Here is a 20,459-nt window from a genome sequence, read left to right as displayed (position 1 = left end):
TTAATAAATCATTTATATATAATAAAATAATGGTAGTAACAATCATAGCAACCCTTGTAGCCCTCGTATTGGGAGGAGCCTTAGGGTTTTTTATTTTCCGTTATGTCATTACCGGGAAATATAACGAAATGATCGCCGCCGCCAACAAGGAGGCGGAAGTAGTGAAGGAAAAGAAACTGCTCGAAGTAAAGGAGAAGTTCCTCAACAAGAAAGCAGAGCTGGAGAAAGAGGTGCAGCAGCGCAACTCACGCATTCAGCAGAGCGAGAACAAGCTCAAGCAGCGTGAGATTTCGCTCAACCAGCGCCAGGAAGAGCTCGGCCGCCGCAAGCAGGAGGTAGAGCAGAACAACCAGCGCGTGGAGAACGAGAAGAAACTCCTTGCCCTGAAGCAGCAGGAGTTGGAGAAGATGCAGCGTCAGGAGCAGGAGAAGCTTGAGGAACTCTCTGGTCTGAGCGCTGAGGAAGCTAAGCAGCGCCTCATCGAGAGCTTGAAAGATCAGGCAAGACTCGATGCTGCCAGCTACGTCAACGAGATCATGGACGATGCCAAGCTCAATGCCAACCAGCAGGCCAAGAAGATCGTTATCCAGACCATCCAGCGCGTGGCCACAGAGACGGCTATAGAGAATTCTGTCAGTGTCTTTCATATCGACAACGACGAGGTGAAGGGCCGCATCATCGGTCGTGAGGGTCGCAACATTCGTGCTTTGGAAGCAGCCACTGGTGTCGAGATTGTTGTAGACGACACTCCCGAGGCCATCGTCATCTCTGCCTTCGACCCCGTGCGTCGCGAGGTATGTCGTCTGGCCCTCCACCAGTTGGTAGCCGACGGACGTATTCATCCAGCCCGTATTGAGGAAGTTGTAGCCAAGGTGAAGAAGCAGCTCGAGAATGAGATTATCGAAACCGGTAAGCGCACCGCTATCGACCTCGGTATCCACGGCTTGCATCCTGAGCTGATTCGTATCATTGGTAAGATGAAGTACCGTTCATCATATGGTCAGAACCTCTTGCAGCACGCACGCGAGACAGCCAACCTCTGTGCTGTCATGGCATCTGAGTTGGGCTTGAATCCTAAGAAGGCAAAGCGTGCCGGTCTTTTGCACGATATTGGTAAGGTGCCTGATGAGGAGAGTGAGTTGCCTCACGCACTCTATGGTGCCAAGATTGCCGAGAAGTTCAAGGAGAAGCCAGATATCTGCAATGCCATCGGTGCACACCATGACGAGATGGAGATGAACACTCTTCTTGCTCCAATCGTTCAGGTTTGCGATGCTATCTCTGGTGCTCGTCCTGGTGCCCGTCGCGAGATTGTTGAGGCATACATCAAGCGTCTCAACGACCTTGAGGCAATAGCCATGAGTTATCCTGGTGTTACCAAGACCTATGCCATCCAGGCAGGACGTGAGCTTCGCGTTATCGTGGGAGCCGACAAGATGAACGATGAGGAGAGCACCAAACTCTCTGACGAGATCGCCACTAAGATTCAGAACGAAATGACCTATCCTGGTCAGGTGAAGATCACCGTCATCCGCGAGACCCGCAGCGTAGCATACGCCAAGTAATCGAAAGTAGAATAACACTTGATTTATATCGAGGGAGCTGTCTGATGAGACGGCTCCCTTTTTTCTTACGACATGGGCGAAGTCAAAATTCGAAAATGACTAATGACTAATGACTATAATTCGGAAAAACTAAAATGACTAATGTGACTTACGTTTTTCCCTCGATAGTGTTCGTCATGTGGGTCTTAATAGATGACCAAAGCTGCTCATCTATTATGACCTCTCTTGGTCATAATAGATGCCTTCTGCAGGGCTCTTGGAGCACTTGTAAAGGAACAGAGATAAGACTTACACCAAGGTTTATGCAGCAAACAGCAACCATAGGTGAATATAGTTTCATCTCTCCACATGACTCTATTAGTGAACTAATGGAAGCATATTTGTCTCTCTGAAGATTTTACTGATTAAGTTCAGTCATTAGTCATTAGTCATTATCGCATTTTAGGCATACGATTATGTGGTAATATGGTGAAAAACTTCCTCTTAGGCATACGAGTGCATGCCTGTGAGGAAGTAGTTTACTCCGAAATATGTCATGACGATGCTCAGGAAGGCAAGGGTCATGTAGACGTGGTAGGCGAGGGGCTTGCGGAACAGGGGCAGGCTCTGTGTATGAGCCACTACGGCGTAAATCATAAAGGTGATGAGCGCCCAGGTTTCCTTGGAATCCCAACTCCAGTAGTTGCCCCAGCTCACGTTTGCCCAGATTGCACCGATGAAGATGCCGAACCCCATGGTGGCAAGGGCTGGATAGAGGAACACACGGCTCAGCGCCTGAAGCTCCTCTCCGTGCGAGCGGAGGAAGATGCCCATGACGCCGCAGAGGAAAGTGAGCGACAGCAGGGCGTAGCTCATCATGATGATGCTGACGTGGATGCTGAGAAGGGGACTGTTGAGCACGGGCATCATCTGTCCTATGGCAGGGTCCATCTGGTTGATGTGGCTTACCAATAGGAAGAAGCCTGACAGCAGGAAGCCGAAGACCATTACGAGGCGGATGCGATATTGCATCACAAAGCTGATGAGCATCACAAACCATGCAACGGTGAGCATGCTTTCATAGCCGTTGGACATGGGTACGTTGCCGCTGACTATCCACCTCAGCGCCAAACCGAAGGTGAGGGCAAGAAAGGAAACGCCCAACAGTGCGGGCAGAGCTATGTCGAAAGCCTTCAGGCTGCGCTGTCTTGTGATGCGATAGATGGTGTAGAGGAGGGCGATGAAACCTAACGTGAGATTTACCATAAAGAGGATGGTGGCAAAGGGGAAGCCATTGAGTATCCGTTCTGCACGATATTGCACACTGGAGGGAATCGAGTTGCCGCCGCTCACCTGCTGATACTTCTTCATTTTGTCGAAGAAGATGTTTACTCGCTCCGTGTTTCCAGCCTTTACGTCGCCATAGAGCAACGAGAAGACGTTGGTGATATAGAGCGCATGCTGATGTTCCACTGCCTTAGGTAATCGGTCGGAAGGCGAGAACCAAGTGGTGGTACCAGCCTTGATGAATGGATTCTCCTTGGTGGCACGTACATTCTTAGGGAAGGTATAAGGCAATACCTTGAGCGATACGCCACGGCGCAAGTCCATTATGAGTTGTATCTTTCCATCGATGTCGGCAGCTTGCTGATGGAACTTGTCTTGTGCCCCATTGTAATATTCCTGCACATATTGGCCGATGATGTAACCGCCCATCTCCTTGTTGAAGAACTGGTTGATGGAGCAATAATCCGGCAAGTTCATCGCTGTCTTCAACTCTCCACTCTTCACCTTGATGAAGGGTTCGCTTGCCCATTCGTCTCCGTAGAATATCCAACCGGTCAAAACTTGTTCGGCTGTCAGTCCCTTGTAGCTTCTAGCACCATATATCTTCTTGCAGAAGTCGAGTGCGTAGGTTTGAACAGGACAGATGCGGTCGTTATAGAGGATATTCAACTCGCCAAACTTCTCTGCGGTAGCCTTTGGCAAGACTACGCTTTGTAGATTCTCCAGCGTAGAGCCTTCTGAGATTTCTTCCATGGCAGAACTACCACAACCTGCTGCCATCATTTGGTTGTAGGAAGTATGGTTGAATCCCATTCCTCCCATTCCGAAGAACAGGGCAATCATCAAAGCCCCCTTCTTCAGCAGCTGACTTGCCAATAGTTTGCGATAGCTTGCCTTAGGGTCGATGAGCATCCAAATCAGTGAGATGAAGAGGATGGCATAGCCTGTATAGGTGACAGGGATGCCGTATGGGTCGGCGTTGATGGCGAGTACGCTTCCCTTGCCGTCCTCATCATAGGAAGACTGGTAGAAGCGGTAGGAGCGATGAGAGTAGATATTATTCATCGACACCTGTCCTTCGCTCTTATCGTTGCCGTCGGTCACAGTAAACTTGGAAGAGTAGTCAGCGACCGCTTGTGTACCATCGTGCATCTTCGTCTCGAAGTTTTGCAGGCAGAGCGAGAAAGGTAGTTTCTCCTCTTGCATCCCCATGCCATCTTGCGAATCGGAAGCAGCCATATAGGTATCGGTCGGTTGCCCTATACGTAGATGAATCATTCCTCTTTTGGCGGAGATATGCGTGAGCAGTGCGCCTGCGAGGATAATGACAAAGGAGAGGTGGAGTGCAAGCGTAGAGGCACGCTTCACCTTTCGCTTGATGATATAGAATACACCGAGGGCTGCCATTACTGCCCACATCAATATAAACCACCATGCGCCATAGTAGTGGGCATGGACATAGTCTGTACCCTGGCTCTTCTCCACGATGCTGGCGACAGCCATGCTAATGAGAACAAGAATGTAAAGGGTGAAAATAATCTTTTTGACCATTTTGTTAATACAATTCGTTCATGTCGAAAAACATTAATCGCGTATGTTTGTTATAGGAAGAAAGCCATTATAGTCGGCATCACCGCAATCGAATGGCTTAATGTCTTCATTGATTTTAATGCGTTTTAATTTCATTTTCGCTTTGCCTTATAGTATCGGCGTTTCTCTGATTGGTCTTGCCATAATAATACCTCCTATTTTGTTGATTTTCGTATTTCTGCTGCAAAGTTACGATTTCCTTTTGAGAAGACAATGCTTTTTAGACAAGTATTTACACGATATGATATAAAAAGCTGCCAAGTCCACGATGAAACTTGGCAACTTCTTTATTGATAATGTTTTGCGATCTAATATACCAATGAACTCACAAATATTAGATGGAGCGCAAGAACATCACTACGGCGTCACGGTCTGCCTTGGGCAAGTTGTAGAATTTCACTGCAGTGTTGTATGCCTGGCTGTTCTTGCTGTAGCAGTGCCACATGATAGCCTCTACCTCGTTGCGAGCACGAGCATCGTGCAAGCGATCCTCGGCACCACTGTTAATCAGTGAGAGACCGCGTCCCCAAAGTGGAGTGGTACGGCACCATGAACCATGAATGTCGTTGATCATATCCAACTTGTGCTGGATAAAGTCTGAATATGGATAAATCTTCTGTCCAGGGTAATGTGGAAGGTCCTTGCCTTCGATAATCTTTGAGCGACCATAGTTGTCTGGACCAGTGGTCCAAGACTGCTTGTGACAATTGGTGCAACCCATGCTCATGAATAGTTCCTTACCACGCTGTACACTAGGATTGTTCAAGTTGCGAGCACGTGGTACGGCGATACCTCTATGCCAAACGATGAAAGAGTGATATTGATCGTCTGTCATCTCAGGCTTGAATTTGTAGTACTTGTTGTCGTAGAGGTTGACGTTGTCATCTGGTGAGAGCAAGTAAGCCAAAGCCTCCTTGATACCTTCTCTTGTACCGTCATAATAGTATGGATGCAAGCGTGAGGAAGGGTTTTTGCCTTCAGCCATCACCTTGTCTATGACATCTTTGTTCTCTGACATGGCTTTTGCCCAAGCTGGTGTAGAGCAGATATGCTTGATGTCTGAGCGTAAGATGTTCAACTCATCCCAAAGAGCTACGTCGTTCTGGAGGCATCCCTCCAAGAGGTCATAGTTGAAACGCTTCACGAATTTCTTTCCAAAAGCATCCTCTGCATAGGCTTCGTCCTTCAACTTCTTGGCATTGTTGTCCCAAAACTCAGGGTTCAACTCTACGTGCTCACTCTCAGTCTTGTATTGAGCCTCAATGTCCTCATTGGAGAGGGCATCGATCAAACCCAAACCTTGGAAGTTGCAAGATGCGATGAGGCGCACGGCATAATTGGTAGGTTGAGGATCTGCATTGAAGGCATCCTGTGGAATAGACACCTCAGGATAATGCAATGAGAATGCCTCTCCGTCAGGAAATCTCATGGCGAGTCCACTTGGCATAGAGGTTACGTCTTTCCAAGTGATGGTTACCTTGTCTGGATTCAATTGTGGCAAGAATGGGGAGTCTGCCATCGTCATGGTAAATGTGGTGAGCTGGTCGATAGGTTCGCCATTGTTGCTGCCTGGTGCGTCTGGATGATAGACAGATACAATGTAGCCATTGCCCATCACAGGTTTGAAGTCGTTGCGGCTATGGCCATGAGCATAACCGCCTGCGTGGCAGTATTCACAAGCACGGCGTGAGGCACAAGGTCCCCATCCCTTATAAGGCTCGTTGCTCAGCGTATATGGTGTACTAGCCATCAAATCGCCTTGGTTGAAACGTGCTGTAAAGCCTTGATTGGTTACTGCTGGTGTTTCATCCTCGTAGCAATTGGAGGAAACGTTTTCCGTAGTTCCCAGTTCACCACCAGGAAGCCATTCTTCTGCTTTGAAGTTGCCTACCGCTTGTCCGATGTATTTGGCATCAGACTCAATAGGTTCTTTTTTTTCTTCTTCGTTTGGCGTGTTTTCATCAGAGCATGAGCCTAGTAGTAAGGCGGAACTCATCAAAAACACACTTGTCTTCAAAAATTGATTCATAAATGTTTCTATTTTTATTTGTTGATTTTTTATCCTTAGTAGAAGGATTGTTCAACATGAAAAAGGGGCAGAGCGAATATTTGCGATTCACTTTGTCCTTTATCTTGTTGATTCATATATTTCTTGCGGAATAGTTTTTCAAGAAATTGTTTTATGAAATGCAGCTTGCAGAATATTAGATAGACTGGAGGAACTTAACCACTGCGTCGCGGTCGGCCTTCGAAGCTTTGTAGAAGTTGAGGGCTGCGTGGTAGGAGTGGCTGTTCTTGCTGTAGCAGTGCCACATGATGGCCTCTACCTCGTTGCGGGCACGGCAGTCGTGCAGACGGTCTTCAGCTCCGGTACACATACGTGACAGTCCGCGGCCCCACAATGGAGTGGTGCGGCACCAAGAACCATGAATGTCGTTCTTCATGTACAGCTTGTGCTGCAACATGTCAGTGTATGGATAGATGGTCTGGTTCTTGTATCGTGGCAATGGTTTGCCGGCTATCATGTTAGGAGTCCAGTAGTTGTCATCGCCTGTCTTCCATGATGGGCGGTGGCAGCTGGCGCAACCCCACTCCATGAAGAGCTTCTTGCCGCGCTGTACGTCCTTGTCGTTCAGGTTGCGTGCACGCGGAATGGCCAGACCTCTGTGCCATACCATGAAGTCGTAGAAGTTGTTGGCTGTCATCTCGGGCTGGAACTTGTGCCATTGGTTGTCGAACTGGTTAGTGGAAGGCAACAGCAGGTTGTAGACAGCCTCCTTGATGCCCGCATCAGTACCGTCGGCATAGTAGGGTGACTGTGGGTTTGCCTTGATTTTGGCAATCACCTCTGGGTCTTCCGACATAGCCTTTGCCCATGCTTCTGTAGAGTAGAGCTTGGGGCGGTCTGGACGGCTCACATTGGTGATGTTCCAAATGGCGTTCGCGCCAGGACCGTCCTGCAGAGAGGCACGTGTCAGGGCATAGGTGTATCGCTTGATGGCCTTGTATACACCCGTCTTGCATTCGCCGCCATCGGCAAGCTGGCCGTCAGAGCCCCAGGTAGTGTAGTAGGCACCGGCTGCCATCTGCTCGCCAGCAGCATCCCAGAACTTAGGGTTGAGATACTCTGATACGTTCATACCGGCACTCTTGAAGTAAGCTGCCTCAGAGGCATACTGCTTCTCGATTTCCTCCTGTGGAATAGCGTCAAGCAGACCTGTGCCAATCACACCGATGGTAGACTCTAAGCGCACGGCAATGTTGGATGGAACAGGGTTGGTATGGAAGGCATCTGAAGGAATGGTCACCTCAGGATAGATGAGGTCGAAGGGCTCGCCGTCGGCAGGGAACTTCATGGCCAGTCCACTTTCCATGGTGCTTACGTGCTCCCAATGAATCTTGATTTTGTCAGCCTCGATAGGAGCCTTGAAGGGGTCGGCAGCGCCTGTCTGGGGCATACCTGTCACCTCGCCGATATAGTCTCCGTCGTTGCTTCCTGGTGCGTCGGGTTTGTAGATGGCCATCAGGTAGCCGTTACCGTTGCCATAGGCGATGGCATAGCTGTCCTGTCGCATGCCGTGTCCGTAGCTTGGGTGGCAGTCGAGGCACGACTTGCGCAGATAGGCAGGACCTACGCCCTTGAAGGCACCATTGTCGATGGTGTACTGGCGCTCGAAGAACATCTCGCCCGTCTTGAAGTTGTCGTGCAGTCCCTGCTCGTTGACGGCAGGAGCCTCGTCCTCATAACAGCCGGAGTTGACATTCTCGGTGGTTCCCAGCTCGCCACCAGGATACCATTCCTCGGCGGTAAAACCATCCTGTGCCTTGCCTACATAGTTGGCATCCGACTCCATAGGGTTGTCGGGCTCTTGTGGGTTGCTGTTCTCATCGGAGCAGCTGTTCATTGACATCATGGTCAATGCCGCAGCAAATGACCATACCAAATAATGTTTCTTTTTCATAATGTTCCTTTTTGGGATAAAGTTTATTTTGCGCACAACGTAGCCTTGCGCACAATGACTCAAGGCTACGTATATGTTATTGACAAAAATCTTGTGATTTCTGTGGGTTCTGGAATTACTGTGCACTCTGGCGTCCAATCCATGTGCCGGCTGCATTCAGCTCTTCGTCGAGATCCTTGATCTTGTCGATGGCATTCTTTACAGCTGTAGAACCTGGGTTAGCCAGGAAGTAACCCTGTGCAGCTGTTGCGTCGTCGAGTGATTTCAGGGCTGCGGTCAGGGCATTCTGCAGTTTGCTCAAGTCAGGATAGTTGAGGCTTGTGAGAAGCGACATGATAGAGTTGGCTGCTGGAGAGGTGGCGTTGACGTCGCGTGTGCCATAGAGTGTGTTCTTGATAGAGTAGAGGTTGTCCTTGTAGTCTACGAAAGAACGATGGCTGTATGGCGACTCGATGTAGTCTTTTGACTCAGCCTCACCGTCTTCGGTTGTTCCGCCCTGGTTGTTGTATACACGCCATGCCTGACCGAGCTTTTGCTCCTGTACCTCGTTGCAGATGTTGGAGCAACCGCCTACGAAGATCTGGTTGATGGTGCCTGGCCAAGACTGATAGCCTGTGGTCTGTGCAGGGGTGAGCAGATACTGACCGTAGCACATGGTGCCTTTGGCTGCGAAGCCATTATAGCGCATGCTTGAGAATACGTAGCTGTTGTCCTGGAGCACCTGCTTGGTGTCGTTGCTGGCAGCATCACCCATCCATGTGAACTCCAGCATGGCTGTCATGTTCTTCACATCGCCAGCCACAGCAGCGAGGAATGCCAATTCGTCCATGCCCTTTACTGAGGTCATGCCTTCTTCGGTCTCATTGGCCTTGAAAGCATCAACTGTGCGGTTCTGACCCTCACGGAAGAGGACGAACTCCATACCATGGAAGCCCAATACAGACTGGAACTGCTCGTTCTTGTCGGAAACGAACTTCTCTGGAGTTTCGCTCTTGAAGCCGGCAATGAGGCTGGCATTGGTCAAGGCAGAAACCAACTCATCGTGGTCGAGAGGCCAAGAGTCAATGTGTGGGTCGATATTGTTGTCGGAAGCTGAGCCATAGAGGAAAGCCTCGCTGCGCTCCCACTCACGGCGTGCGTTCTTGAAAGCCTCGCAGGCTGCGTCGATCTGGCTCTGTGTCATGGTGCCAGCCTCTGCTGCCTTGTAGAGCGTTGTGCAGGTGGTGTAAAGTTCGCGTGAGTTCTTTGCCAAAGCCTGGTAAGTGGGGTAAACCACATTCTCGACGTAAGCCTTGGTGGTTTTCTGCATCGCGAGATCAGACGAGTTGATGGTAGTTGTAGCCTGACCTACGTCAGGCAGGTCGAAAGTTGTGTCGTCATCGCTGCCGCATGATGCAAAGCAGAGTGCCAAGCCACCCATCATGAATGACAAGGCCAATTTCTGAATTTTTTTCATTTGTTTATCTTATTATTATTAATGAATGTATACTTCTCTAACTTCTTTAACTTCCCCATTTGCGAAAGTTGTGTATGTTTTTTTAGATCGAAATCCTCATTCTGCGATTACAGGAAGAAACCCTGGTAGGCGACGCCGATGTTGAGGGCAGGCTCGTCGTTGTACTGGCTTCTGAACTTGCGCAGGTTGTACTCTGCTTTCACGCAGATTTGCTTGATGGGGTAGTAGTTGATACCGCCGGCGAAGATCTGTCGCTTGGTGTACTGCTTGGTGGTGTTGTTGAGATAAGAGTCGTAATACTCGTAGTGACCGAAGACATACAGTTTCTGGTTATCGGCACGCAACTTCTCTATCTGTGAGAATACATCGTAGCCCACCTCAAACATGGTGGCGATGGCATGGCTTCCGAAAGCCTGGTTGGTCTCGTAAGGCTTCACATACTGCACGCCAGGCTTTACCAGCTTGCTGATGGCAGCGGCATCGCTCACGTAGCCATAGTCTACATTGCCTCGTGCCATCCAATTGTGGGCCTTGTAGGTGAAGTCGAGTGCTCCGAGGAAGATGTTGCCCTTCAGCTTCTTGTTGTTGCCTTTCTCCATATCGTGGGGCACACTGTTGTGCATGGATTGTCCGAAATAGCCACTCAAACCGATGCGCAGCCCAGGGATGGTGTAGTTGTCGACACGGGCAGAAAAGCCATACTTGTTGGCTGTCTCAAACTCGAAAGGCTTCGTGGTGCCAGGCTTGATCCAGTTGAGCGAACTGAACTGATAGGCATCGAGTCCAGCAAGGAACTGGGCTTCGTAGCGGAAGTCGCCATGACGTCCCCACACCGAAACTCCCGTCTGATGCCAAGTGCAAGGCAGAATGGTGTTCTCGCCCTCAGGACGGTATACGGTGAAGAAGTTGAGGGGTTCGTGATAAGCATTGGTCAGGCCTACAGGCACTACGATGTGTCCGGCACGGATGTTGAGGAACTTGCCAAATGATTTCTGAATCCAGAACTGTTCCAACTCTACCTCACCGCCTTTCTCCTGTTCCTGTTCAAACTCGATAGCCTCCTCTGCCTCATATTCGATGGCAGAACCTGTACCTCCGTGCTCAAACTCGATCTCGGTGCCGAATGTCCAGCCTTTGCCAAAGTCGTAGCCTAAATAGATGACTGCATGAGGAATGTCGAATCGTCCATGGCTGGGGTCGTTCTTATGGAGCGAGGCTGAACTGTATCGGTTTCCGCTGTCGCTGTAGAAGTTACGGCTGAAAGCCACTTCGCCATAGCCGCCTATGCTGAGGCGCTTTCCGTTGACATGCTGCATCACGCTGTCGGCAGCAACTACTTGTGCGTCGGCGCTTGCCAAACCTGCAACCAACGCAGCGGACATCAATCCAATTTTTAAAATGTTCATTTTTATCTGTTTAGAAATGTTTTCTGTTTATTATCCTAAAATAAAAGAAAAGAGCGCGGATGTCTGCTTGCGGTCTCGACACTTTAGAGGCCTAGTATCTCCTTAAAGCCCTGAAGCTTGATAAGGAATTACGCAGCTCTGCCGCTCGGGAGTGGCAATCATCACCGCGCTCTTTCTCGATTTCGTGTGCAAAGGTACGGCGTTTTAAAAAATCTTGCAATACTTAAAAGTTGGTAAATTGCGGCATCCCCATTTTTAGGTATTGCGAGTTTCAGATGTTTTTTGTAATTTTGCAGCGGAAACAAAAACATGATGAATGTCCGCTCTTAAACGTGCATGATTTAGGTCTTAAAAGTATACAACAACGATGAAAAATCAAAAGATGTATGAAGCTGATGACAAGATGATCAGCATTATTCGCGATAATTACAACATCCTTCAGAGCTTGGGTAGTTTCGGTATCAATCTGGGCTTTGGCGACAAAACGGTGAGAGAGGTTTGCGAGGAACAGGCGGTGGATACTTATACTTTTTTGGCGGTGGTGAACTTCACCATCAACGGCTATAAGGAGTACGACAATGCCTCGCGCCTGTCGTTGCCTACATTGCTGCATTATCTCAAGGCATCGCATGCTTACTACATTGATTTTCAGTTGCCTTTCATCCGCAAAGAGTTGGTGGAGGCGCTCGACGAGAACGACAATCTGGCCCGACTTATTCTCAAACTATACGATGAGTATGCGCACAGCATCACCAATCATATGAAGTATGAGGAAAAAGCCGTCTTCCCTTACGTGCAGTCGCTTATCGACGGTATAGCCCCAGCCAACTTCGACATCGAGACGTTCTCTAAGCATCATGGGCAGATAGACTTGAAGTTGAAAGAGTTGAAGAACATCATTATCAAGTATTTGCCTTCTGACGGATTGCACAACAATCAGCTTAGCGCCACGCTTTACGACATATATAATAATGAGGAATGGCTCAACCAGCATTCAGAGGTAGAGGAGGAAATCTTCATTCCTGCCGTGCGCAACGAGGAACGAAAGCTGAAACAAAGTGATGTGAGTGTTAAAATATCCAATATGATCAACCAGACACCGCAGAGCGATGAGCAGTTGAGTGACCGCGAGAAAGACGTCATTGTGGCTTTGGTACAGGGCATGACCAACAAGGAGATTGCCGACCATCTGTTTATCTCCATCAACACGGTGATTACTCATCGTCGCAACATAGCCCGTAAGCTGCAGATTCATTCACCTGCCGGACTTACCATCTATGCCATCGTCAACAATCTGGTGGATATTTCGAGTGTAAAATTGTAAGCAGGCATCATATCTTATTGATATCCACATAGCCATGCATCACGGCATAGATAGTAAGTGAGGAGACTGACTTCAGTCCTAATTTCTCCTGAATGTTCTTGCGGTGCGTGATTACGGTAGAGAGGCCGATACACAAAGTATCGGCTATTTCTTTGTTTATTTTGCCTTGTGCCACGAGTGCCAACACCTCGGTCTCGCGGTCGGAGAGAACTTTCTCCTTGACGGTTACGGGCATGGCTGGGAGGTGTTCGCCATGAGGATGACCTATCTTCTGAAGGGCAAGCAGATGTTTTACAAGTGTTTCTTCGGGCACACTCACGCAGAGACAATGGAAATCGTTGAGCTGTGAGTTGGGGTCGTTGCTGGGCGTGAGCACGATGGTGTGGTGTACTCGCTGTCCCTGCACGAAGAAGTTACGGTGTGCCAGCACTATGTGCATGGACACAAAGTAATGGATGAAGCGGTCAGGATTGTTGGACTCAAACTCAGCAAAGCTGCCGAAGGTGCAAATATTCATCATCGGCATAACGGTTTCCAATAATTGCTTGAGTCCCATCATGGCGAGTGTGTTGCTCTCGATGATAGCCATTTCGGGCATCCTTCCTTGCATCCTGTCGCCCTTATGCGGGGCTCTCATTGCTTCTTTGTTCATGTTTTTTTGTTTTTATTTAAACTTTCGAGGACTTGTGGAGATGTTTGGGAAGTTAAAGCTTAATGTTCAATGTTCAAAACAAATGCTTTGTAGTCTTCTGCTTTTTAGCCATAAAGCATATGTCTTAACTCCTTAACTCCCTTAAACTCCTGAAAATCTCTTGTTTATAAGAACGGTGTCAGTACTTTGGCGGCAAACCACCCTCTGAATCTCTGCCAGCCAGTTCGCCACTCGCGCCACTTCTTCTCGGTGAGCAGGAAACTGTCAGCCTTGTCCTTGTCGAAGAGGTCGGTGAGCTGCTTGGTGGTCTGTGGGTCAATGATGACAGCATTCTCCTCGTAGTCCCAGCGCAGGCTTCGGGCATTGAGGTTGGCGCTTCCCACCGTGCAGAATTTACCGTCCACCATGATAATCTTGGTGTGATGGAATCCTGGTGTGTACATCCAGATGTGGCATCCTGCTTTCATCAGCTTGTGTGCATTATAGAATCCACAGTCGGGCGTCAGGGGAATGTCGCTCTTGGTGGAGAGCATGATTTCCACTTTCACGCCTCGCTTGGCTGCATTCTTGAGTGCCTTCTTCAGTTTGTGACTCAGGGTGAAGTAGGGACTGATGAGCTTGATGCTGTCCTGTGCATCGTTGATGGCGTTGACATAGAAGTAACGTATGATGTCCTTCGAAATGTGTGGCTCGCGGTTGATGATGCCCACCATCTTGTGATAAGCTGTGGCTGTGGTGTCGGGCTTGAGTCCGTCTACCAGATAATCCTGACGTTTGGCACGGAAGTATTCTGCGCCATGTATATGCTGTCCACTCACCTTGTTCCACATTTTCAGGAAGATGGCCTGTAGCGTGTTTACCTCGTCACCGTCGATACGGCAGTGCATGTCGTTCCAGGAACCCACAACCTCTGTTCCCTTGATGTAATAGTCGGCCACGTTCATACCGCCTGTATAGGCTATTTGTCCGTCGATGACAACAATCTTGCGGTGGTCGCGGTTGAAGATGGCGTGAACCCAGGGAAACTTCACTGGTTTGTATTCATAAATCTCTATGCCGTTGGCACGAATCTCCTTGATGTGTCGTTTGCGTAAAGGTTTGTTGTTGGATGAGTTACCGAAACCATCATAGAGGGCTCTAACCTTGACTCCCTGCTTTGCTTTCTCAGCAAGCAGGTCGAAGAGCAAGCCAGCGATGCTGTCGTTGCGGAAGTTGAAATACTCTAAGTGCACACTTTTCTTTGCCTGGCGAATGGCCTGGAACAGATCGTCGAACTTCTCCTGACCGTTCATCAGGAGTGTGACGGAGTTGTTGTGTGAGAATCGAATGCCTTTTTCTCTCAACTGGTTGACAATGACTGAGTCACTACTCTCTTTCGTGTGATGGTTGGCAAGCTGTAGGCTGTCTTGTGCGCTGCACAGCGAAGAAAACAGCATGATGCTTGCAGTTAATAATAGGTATCTGAGTCTCATTCTGAATTATTGATGTTGTTTCCTCTCTTTTTTACACCATGCAGGCATAGTGGTCAACGATGCCCAGAAGATGTTTCTCGTCGTCCATCACCAATACGGTGTGTACCTTGTATTGGTGCATGATGTGCTGTATCTCTGTAATCTTGGTGGTTGGCGCCACGTGTTTGGGAGACGTCGTCATAATGTCGCTCACAGTCTTGTTGAAGAACTCTGCCTGCCATTTCTCCATGGCACGACGTATGTCGCCATCAGTGATAAGTCCGATGACACGGTTTTCCTTGTCTACCGATACGCCCAGTCCCAATTTTCCCTTGCTCACATGAATGATGGCCTCGCCCAAGTGCATGTCTTTAGGAATGATAGGCAGGTCTTCCTTCTTCATCACGTCCTCGGCTGTGGTGAGCAGGCGCTTGCCCAACTCTCCACCAGGGTGGAACTGTGCAAAGTCGCGTGGTTTGAAGTGGCGTACCTGCATCAGCGCAATGGCTAAGGCGTCGCCCATGGCAAGTGCGGCTGTGGTGCTGCTTGTAGGAGCGAGGTTGAGCGGGCAGGCTTCCTTTTTCACCTTCACCGTGATGTGGTAGTTGGAGTATTTTGCCAACAGCGAGTGGGGATTGCCTGTCATCGAGATGATAGGTACGTTCATGTGGAGCACCATGGGGATGAATCGCAGCAACTCGTCGGTCTGTCCGCTGTTGCTCAGCGCCAGAACCACGTCCTTATCCGTCATCACACCCAAGTCGCCGTGATAAACGTCGAGTGGGTTGATGTAGAAGGCTGGAGTTCCTGTCGATGCCAGTGTGGCAGCGATCTTGGCTCCTACGTGTCCGCTTTTTCCTACACCGGTCACGATGATTTTTCCCTCGCAGTGATACATCAGGTCGACAGCCTTCTCGAAGTTGTCGTCCAGCAATGCTATCTGGTCTAATATGGCTTCGGCCTCTTCGCGCAGAGCCTCTTCGCCATAGTGACGGACTGTTTTGTCCTCTATATGGTTGTTTTTTTCTGTCATGATTTATAATTCTTAAACTGAAAAGATATAGCTGCTAAGCCAGTAAGTCAGTGATTAATGCTTCAAGTTTGTCGAGTTCCAACATGTTGGCAGCATCGCTTTTGCCGTTGTCAGGGTCGGGATGAACCTCGAAGAAATAGCCTGTGGCTCCGAAAGCCTTGGCTGCCATAGCCATGGCGGGAACGAACTTGCGGTCGCCAACTGTCTTTCCGTCTCCAGCACTGGGGCGCTGTACGCTGTGTGTGCAGTCCATGATGACAGTGGGCACAATCTCTTTCATGTCGGGAATGTTGCGGAAGTCAACTACCAGGTTGTTGTAGCCGAAACTGTTGCCTCGTTCTGTGAGCCATACTTCCTTGGCACCGCTCTCCAAGGCTTTCTCAACAGGATATTTCATATCTCTGCCACTGAGGAACTGTGCTTTCTTGATATTTACCGTCTTGCCTGTATGGGCAGCAGCCACCAGGAGGTCGGTCTGTCGGCATAGGAAGGCTGGTATTTGCAGAATGTCGCACACCTGTCCTGCCGCCTCTGCCTGATAACTCTCGTGAATATCGGTCGTAATGCGAAGACCATATTTCGACTTGATGTCTGCAAGCATCTGCAGTCCTTTCTCCAGTCCAGGACCACGGAAGGAGCGGATGCTTGTACGGTTGGCTTTGTCGAATGAAGCCTTGAATATAATGTCTGTACCTAATTTCTGGTTGATGCGTACGAGTTGCTGGGCTACTGTGTCCAACAGTTCCATTGATTCGATGACGCAGGGACCTGCAATGAATGTTGCCATATAGTTGTTTTTTTTATGTTAAGTGTTAAATACTCAATGCTCGATATCCAATGTTGAGTGCGAAATGCTTAATGCTCAGTGCTTATGCTTTCGCATTCAGTGCCGATTCTGCAGCATTGGTTTCTTCGGCTGATGCGGTTTTGATAGTAATCTCGCGCTGAGGGAATGGAATCTCGATGTTGTGTTCGTTGAGTGTATCGTAGATGCATTCCATAATCTTGCCGTCGTCCACATACTGTGTGAGCACATTCACCCATACCAGTATCTTGAGTGTGATGCAACTGTCGTCGAAACTTTTCAGCACGACCTTGACGCCTTTCTCGTGGTAGATGCAGTCGAGCTGGTTCAAGGCATCGATGAGAATCTGCTTCACATGCTTCACATTAGTGCCATAGGCCACACCAACCTCTAAGATGTCGAGCTCATAACCATGATTGCGGGTCATGTTCTTGTAGTTCTTCGAGAAGAGCTGTGCGTTCTGGAAGGCTATCACTGAACCGTCGGTAGCTTCGAGCATGGTCGATGTATAACTGATGCTGCTTACTCGTCCCCGCGTGCCGTCGCAGATGATATAGTCGCCCACCTTCACGCGTCCCATCATCAGTGAGACACCATAGTAGATGTTTTCCAGAATATCCTTGGAGGCGAAACCAAGACCCGTTGACAAACCGGCAAAGATAGCCAAGAGCCAAGACTTGCCCACCTGGAAGACGTTGAGGGCTATCATCAGCCAAATGCCCCAGATGATAACCTGCAGTACGTTCTTAAACATCACTATCTTACTGGCTGCCGAAGCAGGGTCTTGCTTCTCGAAGTGATGGCGCATCAGGTCGTTGGTGGTGATGTTGATATAGTTGAACAGGAAGAACAGGCAAGCCACAAGGCTGATGCTGTAGAGCGAGGCCGTGAAGTTGCTGGTTCTGATGTACTCCTTGTTGAAAATCATCCATGTGGTGTCGCTCATGTTGAATACGTCGGCAGCCCAATAGATGGCCACGATAAACGACAACACGCCTCCGGCAGGAATCAGCACCTTGTTGATAAACCTGAAAATCCATTTGTCGGTGATAGGCTTCTGCTTCAGGTTCTTGCGCTCAGCATAGACTCCCATCCAGTCTTTCAGACAGGTGATGCTCAGAATACAGGTGAGCTGCATCATCCACCAGATGATAATCTGCACCGACAGCAGGGTGAAGCCTACCCACGAACAGAAGGTACTTGCTGCAAAGACGCAGAGTGAGATGTAGGCATACATCTTGTCTTCTCTCGGCACCAGCTTGCTGTGGCGCTTGATGACGTTTGCCTGCCACAGCGAACAGACGAGCAGGATAGGGGGAAAGATGAAGTTGACCAGGCTGTTGGGAATCAGGATGATACGGAATGTGATGACGAGGAACCCCACCAGCATCAGTGGAGAATAGATGCGGAAGGCGCTCTTTATCTGGTCGTTGCCCACGCGGAGCAAGAGTGAAATCAGAATCACGCCTATGAGCCATGCAAACTCTACGAGCAGTCCGCATGCCATGATGACAAAGTTCTGGTGAGCTGTAACACGTATGATGCCCAAGAGGATGGCAAAGGTCACTACCGTCATCGCCATAATGATGCAGGGGCGCTTGGCCATGAAGTTGTCCTTGATGCTCTCAAAACGGCCTCGCTTCACCAGCTGTGTCACCACGATGCGGATGGTAAAGAGGTTGAGGGCAATAGAGATAATGCCATAGAAAATGATGATACTGAAGAGGATGAAGATGATTCTCACGTCCCATTGCGACATCATGCCCGGAGCAGGTCTGTATTTCTCTGCCACCGATGTCTTGGCTTCCTTGTAATGGTTGCTTACATGCCGCAGGATAGTGAGATAGTTGTCGCCACCATTGTTGAAGATGCTGTTCTGTATCTCGGCATATCGTTGGTTGGCATAGTCGTTGAGCGACTTCAGTTTTCTCTCGGTTATGTCGTAGGCTCTTATATAGTCCTGCAACTGTTGCTGTCGCTCTATTAATTGTCGGCGGATGTTCACTGCCAGGGTAAGGTCTACGTTGCGGTTGAGTTGTGCCTCCTTGCTCATGAACATCGTGTTCATGTTGTACAGATAGTTGATGAGCGAGTCAAATCGCGCCACCTCTATGTTGTTCTTGTTGATAAGTCCCCTGAATGGTGCTGCCTTCGACTTGAACTTGTCAAACTGCTCAGTAGCTTCGTGGCAGGCGTATGTCAGGTCGAAGATGTAACCGTTACGCTGCGAGTAGAGCATGATGGAGTTCTGGTCGGCTTGTGCCATGATGGTCATCAGTTCCTTGATGATAGCCTGCTGTTGCTGCTTGGCATACTCGTTCTGCTTCTCGAAGTCGAGATGATAACTCGTCAGCTCAGTACGGAGCATGAAGAGCGTCGTGTCGAGGTTTGCCTCTTTGAGCACGGCATGGCTGGGCAGCAGGAATGCCACCCACATCAGGATGATTATCGATAATTTCTTCATATAGTCTTCTTTATTCGTCTGCAAAGTTAAGCAAAAATGAAGAAAGAAGCAAAAAGATAATTCCTTTTTTACGATTTTCAATACGATATGTTGTTTTTCCCGTTAAATTTATTACTTTTGCAGATACTATTTAACACTTAACATTTAAACACATTATATGACAATACTCATAGCTGATAGCGGAAGCACCAAGACAGATTGGGCACTTGTGGATGATGCTGGGCAAATTCTGTTCACCGGCAAGACACAGGGCATCAATCCTTTCCATCTCTCCGATGATGACATCTGGAAAATTCTTGCCGAGGAACTCACTTTACCCGAAGTACCGGCACGTGTGTTCTTTTATGGTAGCGGTGTTACCGAATCTATGAAGCCGCGCATGGAGCATCTATTGTTCCAACAATTTCCACAAGCAGAGGTTCATGCCGAGAGCGATTTGTTGGGTGCTGCCCGAGCCTTGTTGGGACGACGTTCAGGCATAGCCTGTATCTTAGGTACAGGCGCCAACAGCTGTCTGTATGATGGCGAACATATTCTTCTCAACACTCCTCCGCTGGGTTACATTCTTGGCGATGAGGGTAGTGGGGCTGTCTTGGGTAAGATGTTTCTCAATGGCATCTTCAAGGGTGCCCTGCCCGAGAGTCTGAAGCAGGAATATCTCTCCTGGTCGGGACTCGACTATCCCGCTATTATAAATAAGGTGTATCGTCAGCCTCTCGCCAACCGTTACTTGGCTTCTATCGCTCCTTTCATATCTATGCAGATGAAAAGGGTAGAAGAGGCAGCCGCCACAGACAACAGTTGCCAGTATTCAGAAGTTTTGAGCCAGCACACAGAAACATTGCGTCTTCATGCCGAGGCTTTACATCAAATGGTGGTCGAAGCCTTCGAACAATTCTATCAGCGCAACATCACACCTTATCTTTCTTCTTCTGATTCCTCTCAAGATTCAATGTCGCTTCGGGTAGCTTTTGTGGGAAGCATAGCCCATTACTTCGAGCAACCGCTTCGACAAGTCTTCGAACAACATCATCACCTTACTGTCTCTCAGATACTGAAGGCGCCCATGAAAGGGTTGGTGAGTTATCATCTACATTAAATGTTATAAAAGCCCAGAATATGGGCTTTTATTGTTAATATACTATGCAAAAATAACATTTCGTACATATTAAATTAACCAAATGATACACTGAGGTTCGTAAAAACACGCTAATTTTGCCATCGTAATGCTAATAATAACCTAAAAATAACAAACAATTACAAAACAGAAACAAACAAATAAGTAAACAAAACCAAACCATTTCGAAACAAAAACCAACGTAGCGTATCTATTCAAAACGATAGTATACCTATATTATATTAAATAAAACCTAAAGTAATTCACAACAGCCGTATGTGTTTGGAACTGATAGAAAGAGAATATTAATAGCATGAGGGTGTGTCATAAGTCTGTGACGCACCCTTTTTTTGTGTTTTTCTGTATAT

Annotated in this window: 13 protein-coding genes; 3 read left to right on the top strand and 10 right to left on the bottom strand. The window is 48.6% G+C overall.

Annotated features, from left to right (window positions below; all coding sequences use genetic code 11):
* The first annotated feature begins 29 nt into the window (after positions 1-29).
* The gene (gene rny / locus F7D20_RS02055; RefSeq protein ID WP_022251923.1) at positions 30-1,565 is read left to right on the top strand and encodes a ribonuclease Y; all 1,536 of its coding nucleotides are present in this window, start codon (positions 30-32) and stop codon (positions 1,563-1,565) included.
* Between the two features lie 483 nt (positions 1,566-2,048).
* On the opposite strand, the gene ccsA is transcribed toward rny, so the two are convergent.
* The 5 genes from ccsA to F7D20_RS02030 all read right to left on the bottom strand — a co-directional run bounded on the left by ccsA (position 2,049) and on the right by F7D20_RS02030 (position 11,245).
* Complete coding sequence (gene ccsA / locus F7D20_RS02050) at positions 2,049-4,382, bottom strand: cytochrome c biogenesis protein CcsA (RefSeq protein WP_158462636.1); 2,334 nt, start codon at positions 4,380-4,382, stop codon at positions 2,049-2,051.
* 373 nt (positions 4,383-4,755) lie between these two features.
* Entirely contained in the window at positions 4,756-6,450 is a 1,695-nt protein-coding gene (locus tag F7D20_RS02045) for a di-heme oxidoredictase family protein (RefSeq protein ID WP_158462635.1), read from the bottom strand.
* Between the two features lie 175 nt (positions 6,451-6,625).
* Positions 6,626-8,383 (bottom strand): di-heme oxidoredictase family protein, encoded by a 1,758-nt coding sequence (locus tag F7D20_RS02040; protein WP_158462634.1) that lies wholly within the window; start codon positions 8,381-8,383, stop codon positions 6,626-6,628.
* 115 nt (positions 8,384-8,498) lie between these two features.
* Complete coding sequence (locus tag F7D20_RS02035; protein WP_158462633.1) at positions 8,499-9,839, bottom strand: imelysin family protein; 1,341 nt, start codon at positions 9,837-9,839, stop codon at positions 8,499-8,501.
* Between the two features lie 107 nt (positions 9,840-9,946).
* Positions 9,947-11,245 carry a hypothetical protein gene (locus F7D20_RS02030; protein ID WP_158462632.1) on the bottom strand — a complete coding sequence of 433 codons (1,299 nt, stop codon included), beginning with the start codon at positions 11,243-11,245 and terminating at the stop codon, positions 9,947-9,949.
* 367 nt (positions 11,246-11,612) lie between these two features.
* Between F7D20_RS02030 and F7D20_RS02025 the strand changes: the two genes are divergently transcribed.
* Positions 11,613-12,569: a LuxR C-terminal-related transcriptional regulator gene (locus F7D20_RS02025; RefSeq protein WP_158462631.1), complete on the top strand. Its 957-nt coding sequence runs from the start codon at positions 11,613-11,615 to the stop codon at positions 12,567-12,569.
* A gap of 7 nt (positions 12,570-12,576) precedes the next feature.
* Here the strand turns inward: F7D20_RS02025 and F7D20_RS02020 are convergent, their stop codons facing one another.
* The 5 genes from F7D20_RS02020 to F7D20_RS02000 form a co-directional block, all read right to left on the bottom strand.
* A complete protein-coding gene (locus F7D20_RS02020; protein WP_158462630.1) occupies positions 12,577-13,221 on the bottom strand; it encodes a response regulator transcription factor in 645 nt (214 codons plus the stop codon).
* A gap of 164 nt (positions 13,222-13,385) precedes the next feature.
* On the bottom strand, positions 13,386-14,693 hold the full coding sequence (cls, locus tag F7D20_RS02015) for a cardiolipin synthase (protein WP_158462629.1): 1,308 nt from the start codon (positions 14,691-14,693) through the stop codon (positions 13,386-13,388).
* 31 nt (positions 14,694-14,724) lie between these two features.
* Positions 14,725-15,705, bottom strand: a complete 981-nt coding sequence (locus F7D20_RS02010; protein ID WP_158462628.1) for a KpsF/GutQ family sugar-phosphate isomerase — start codon at positions 15,703-15,705, stop codon at positions 14,725-14,727.
* A gap of 34 nt (positions 15,706-15,739) precedes the next feature.
* Positions 15,740-16,492, bottom strand: coding sequence for a 3-deoxy-8-phosphooctulonate synthase (kdsA, locus tag F7D20_RS02005; protein ID WP_158462627.1), 753 nt, complete (start codon positions 16,490-16,492; stop codon positions 15,740-15,742).
* 82 nt (positions 16,493-16,574) lie between these two features.
* The gene (locus F7D20_RS02000; protein WP_158462626.1) at positions 16,575-18,974 is read right to left on the bottom strand and encodes a mechanosensitive ion channel family protein; all 2,400 of its coding nucleotides are present in this window, start codon (positions 18,972-18,974) and stop codon (positions 16,575-16,577) included.
* A gap of 157 nt (positions 18,975-19,131) precedes the next feature.
* Here F7D20_RS02000 and F7D20_RS01995 point away from each other — a divergent pair, with 157 nt between their 5' ends.
* The gene (locus tag F7D20_RS01995) at positions 19,132-20,073 is read left to right on the top strand and encodes an ATPase (RefSeq protein WP_158462625.1); all 942 of its coding nucleotides are present in this window, start codon (positions 19,132-19,134) and stop codon (positions 20,071-20,073) included.
* Positions 20,074-20,459: the final 386 nt, after the last annotated feature.

Source organism: Segatella copri (assembly GCF_009495355.1).
GTDB lineage: Bacteria > Bacteroidota > Bacteroidia > Bacteroidales > Bacteroidaceae > Prevotella.
Note: the sequence above shows the minus strand (reverse complement) of the source record. Positions and strands in the feature narration are given on the sequence as shown.

Bases quoted from the DNA above. Each gene is read 5' to 3' on its own strand.
- rny (WP_022251923.1), top strand. From the start codon at position 30: ATGGTAGTAACAATCATAGCAACCCTTGTAGCCCTCGTATTGGGAGGA.
- ccsA (WP_158462636.1), bottom strand. From the start codon at position 4,382: ATGGTCAAAAAGATTATTTTCACCCTTTACATTCTTGTTCTCATTAGC.
- F7D20_RS02045 (WP_158462635.1), bottom strand. From the start codon at position 6,450: ATGAATCAATTTTTGAAGACAAGTGTGTTTTTGATGAGTTCCGCCTTA.
- F7D20_RS02040 (WP_158462634.1), bottom strand. From the start codon at position 8,383: ATGAAAAAGAAACATTATTTGGTATGGTCATTTGCTGCGGCATTGACC.
- F7D20_RS02035 (WP_158462633.1), bottom strand. From the start codon at position 9,839: ATGAAAAAAATTCAGAAATTGGCCTTGTCATTCATGATGGGTGGCTTG.
- F7D20_RS02030 (WP_158462632.1), bottom strand. From the start codon at position 11,245: ATGAACATTTTAAAAATTGGATTGATGTCCGCTGCGTTGGTTGCAGGT.
- F7D20_RS02025 (WP_158462631.1), top strand. From the start codon at position 11,613: ATGAAAAATCAAAAGATGTATGAAGCTGATGACAAGATGATCAGCATT.
- F7D20_RS02020 (WP_158462630.1), bottom strand. From the start codon at position 13,221: ATGAACAAAGAAGCAATGAGAGCCCCGCATAAGGGCGACAGGATGCAA.
- cls (WP_158462629.1), bottom strand. From the start codon at position 14,693: ATGAGACTCAGATACCTATTATTAACTGCAAGCATCATGCTGTTTTCT.
- F7D20_RS02010 (WP_158462628.1), bottom strand. From the start codon at position 15,705: ATGACAGAAAAAAACAACCATATAGAGGACAAAACAGTCCGTCACTAT.
- kdsA (WP_158462627.1), bottom strand. From the start codon at position 16,492: ATGGCAACATTCATTGCAGGTCCCTGCGTCATCGAATCAATGGAACTG.
- F7D20_RS02000 (WP_158462626.1), bottom strand. From the start codon at position 18,974: ATGAAGAAATTATCGATAATCATCCTGATGTGGGTGGCATTCCTGCTG.
- F7D20_RS01995 (WP_158462625.1), top strand. From the start codon at position 19,132: ATGACAATACTCATAGCTGATAGCGGAAGCACCAAGACAGATTGGGCA.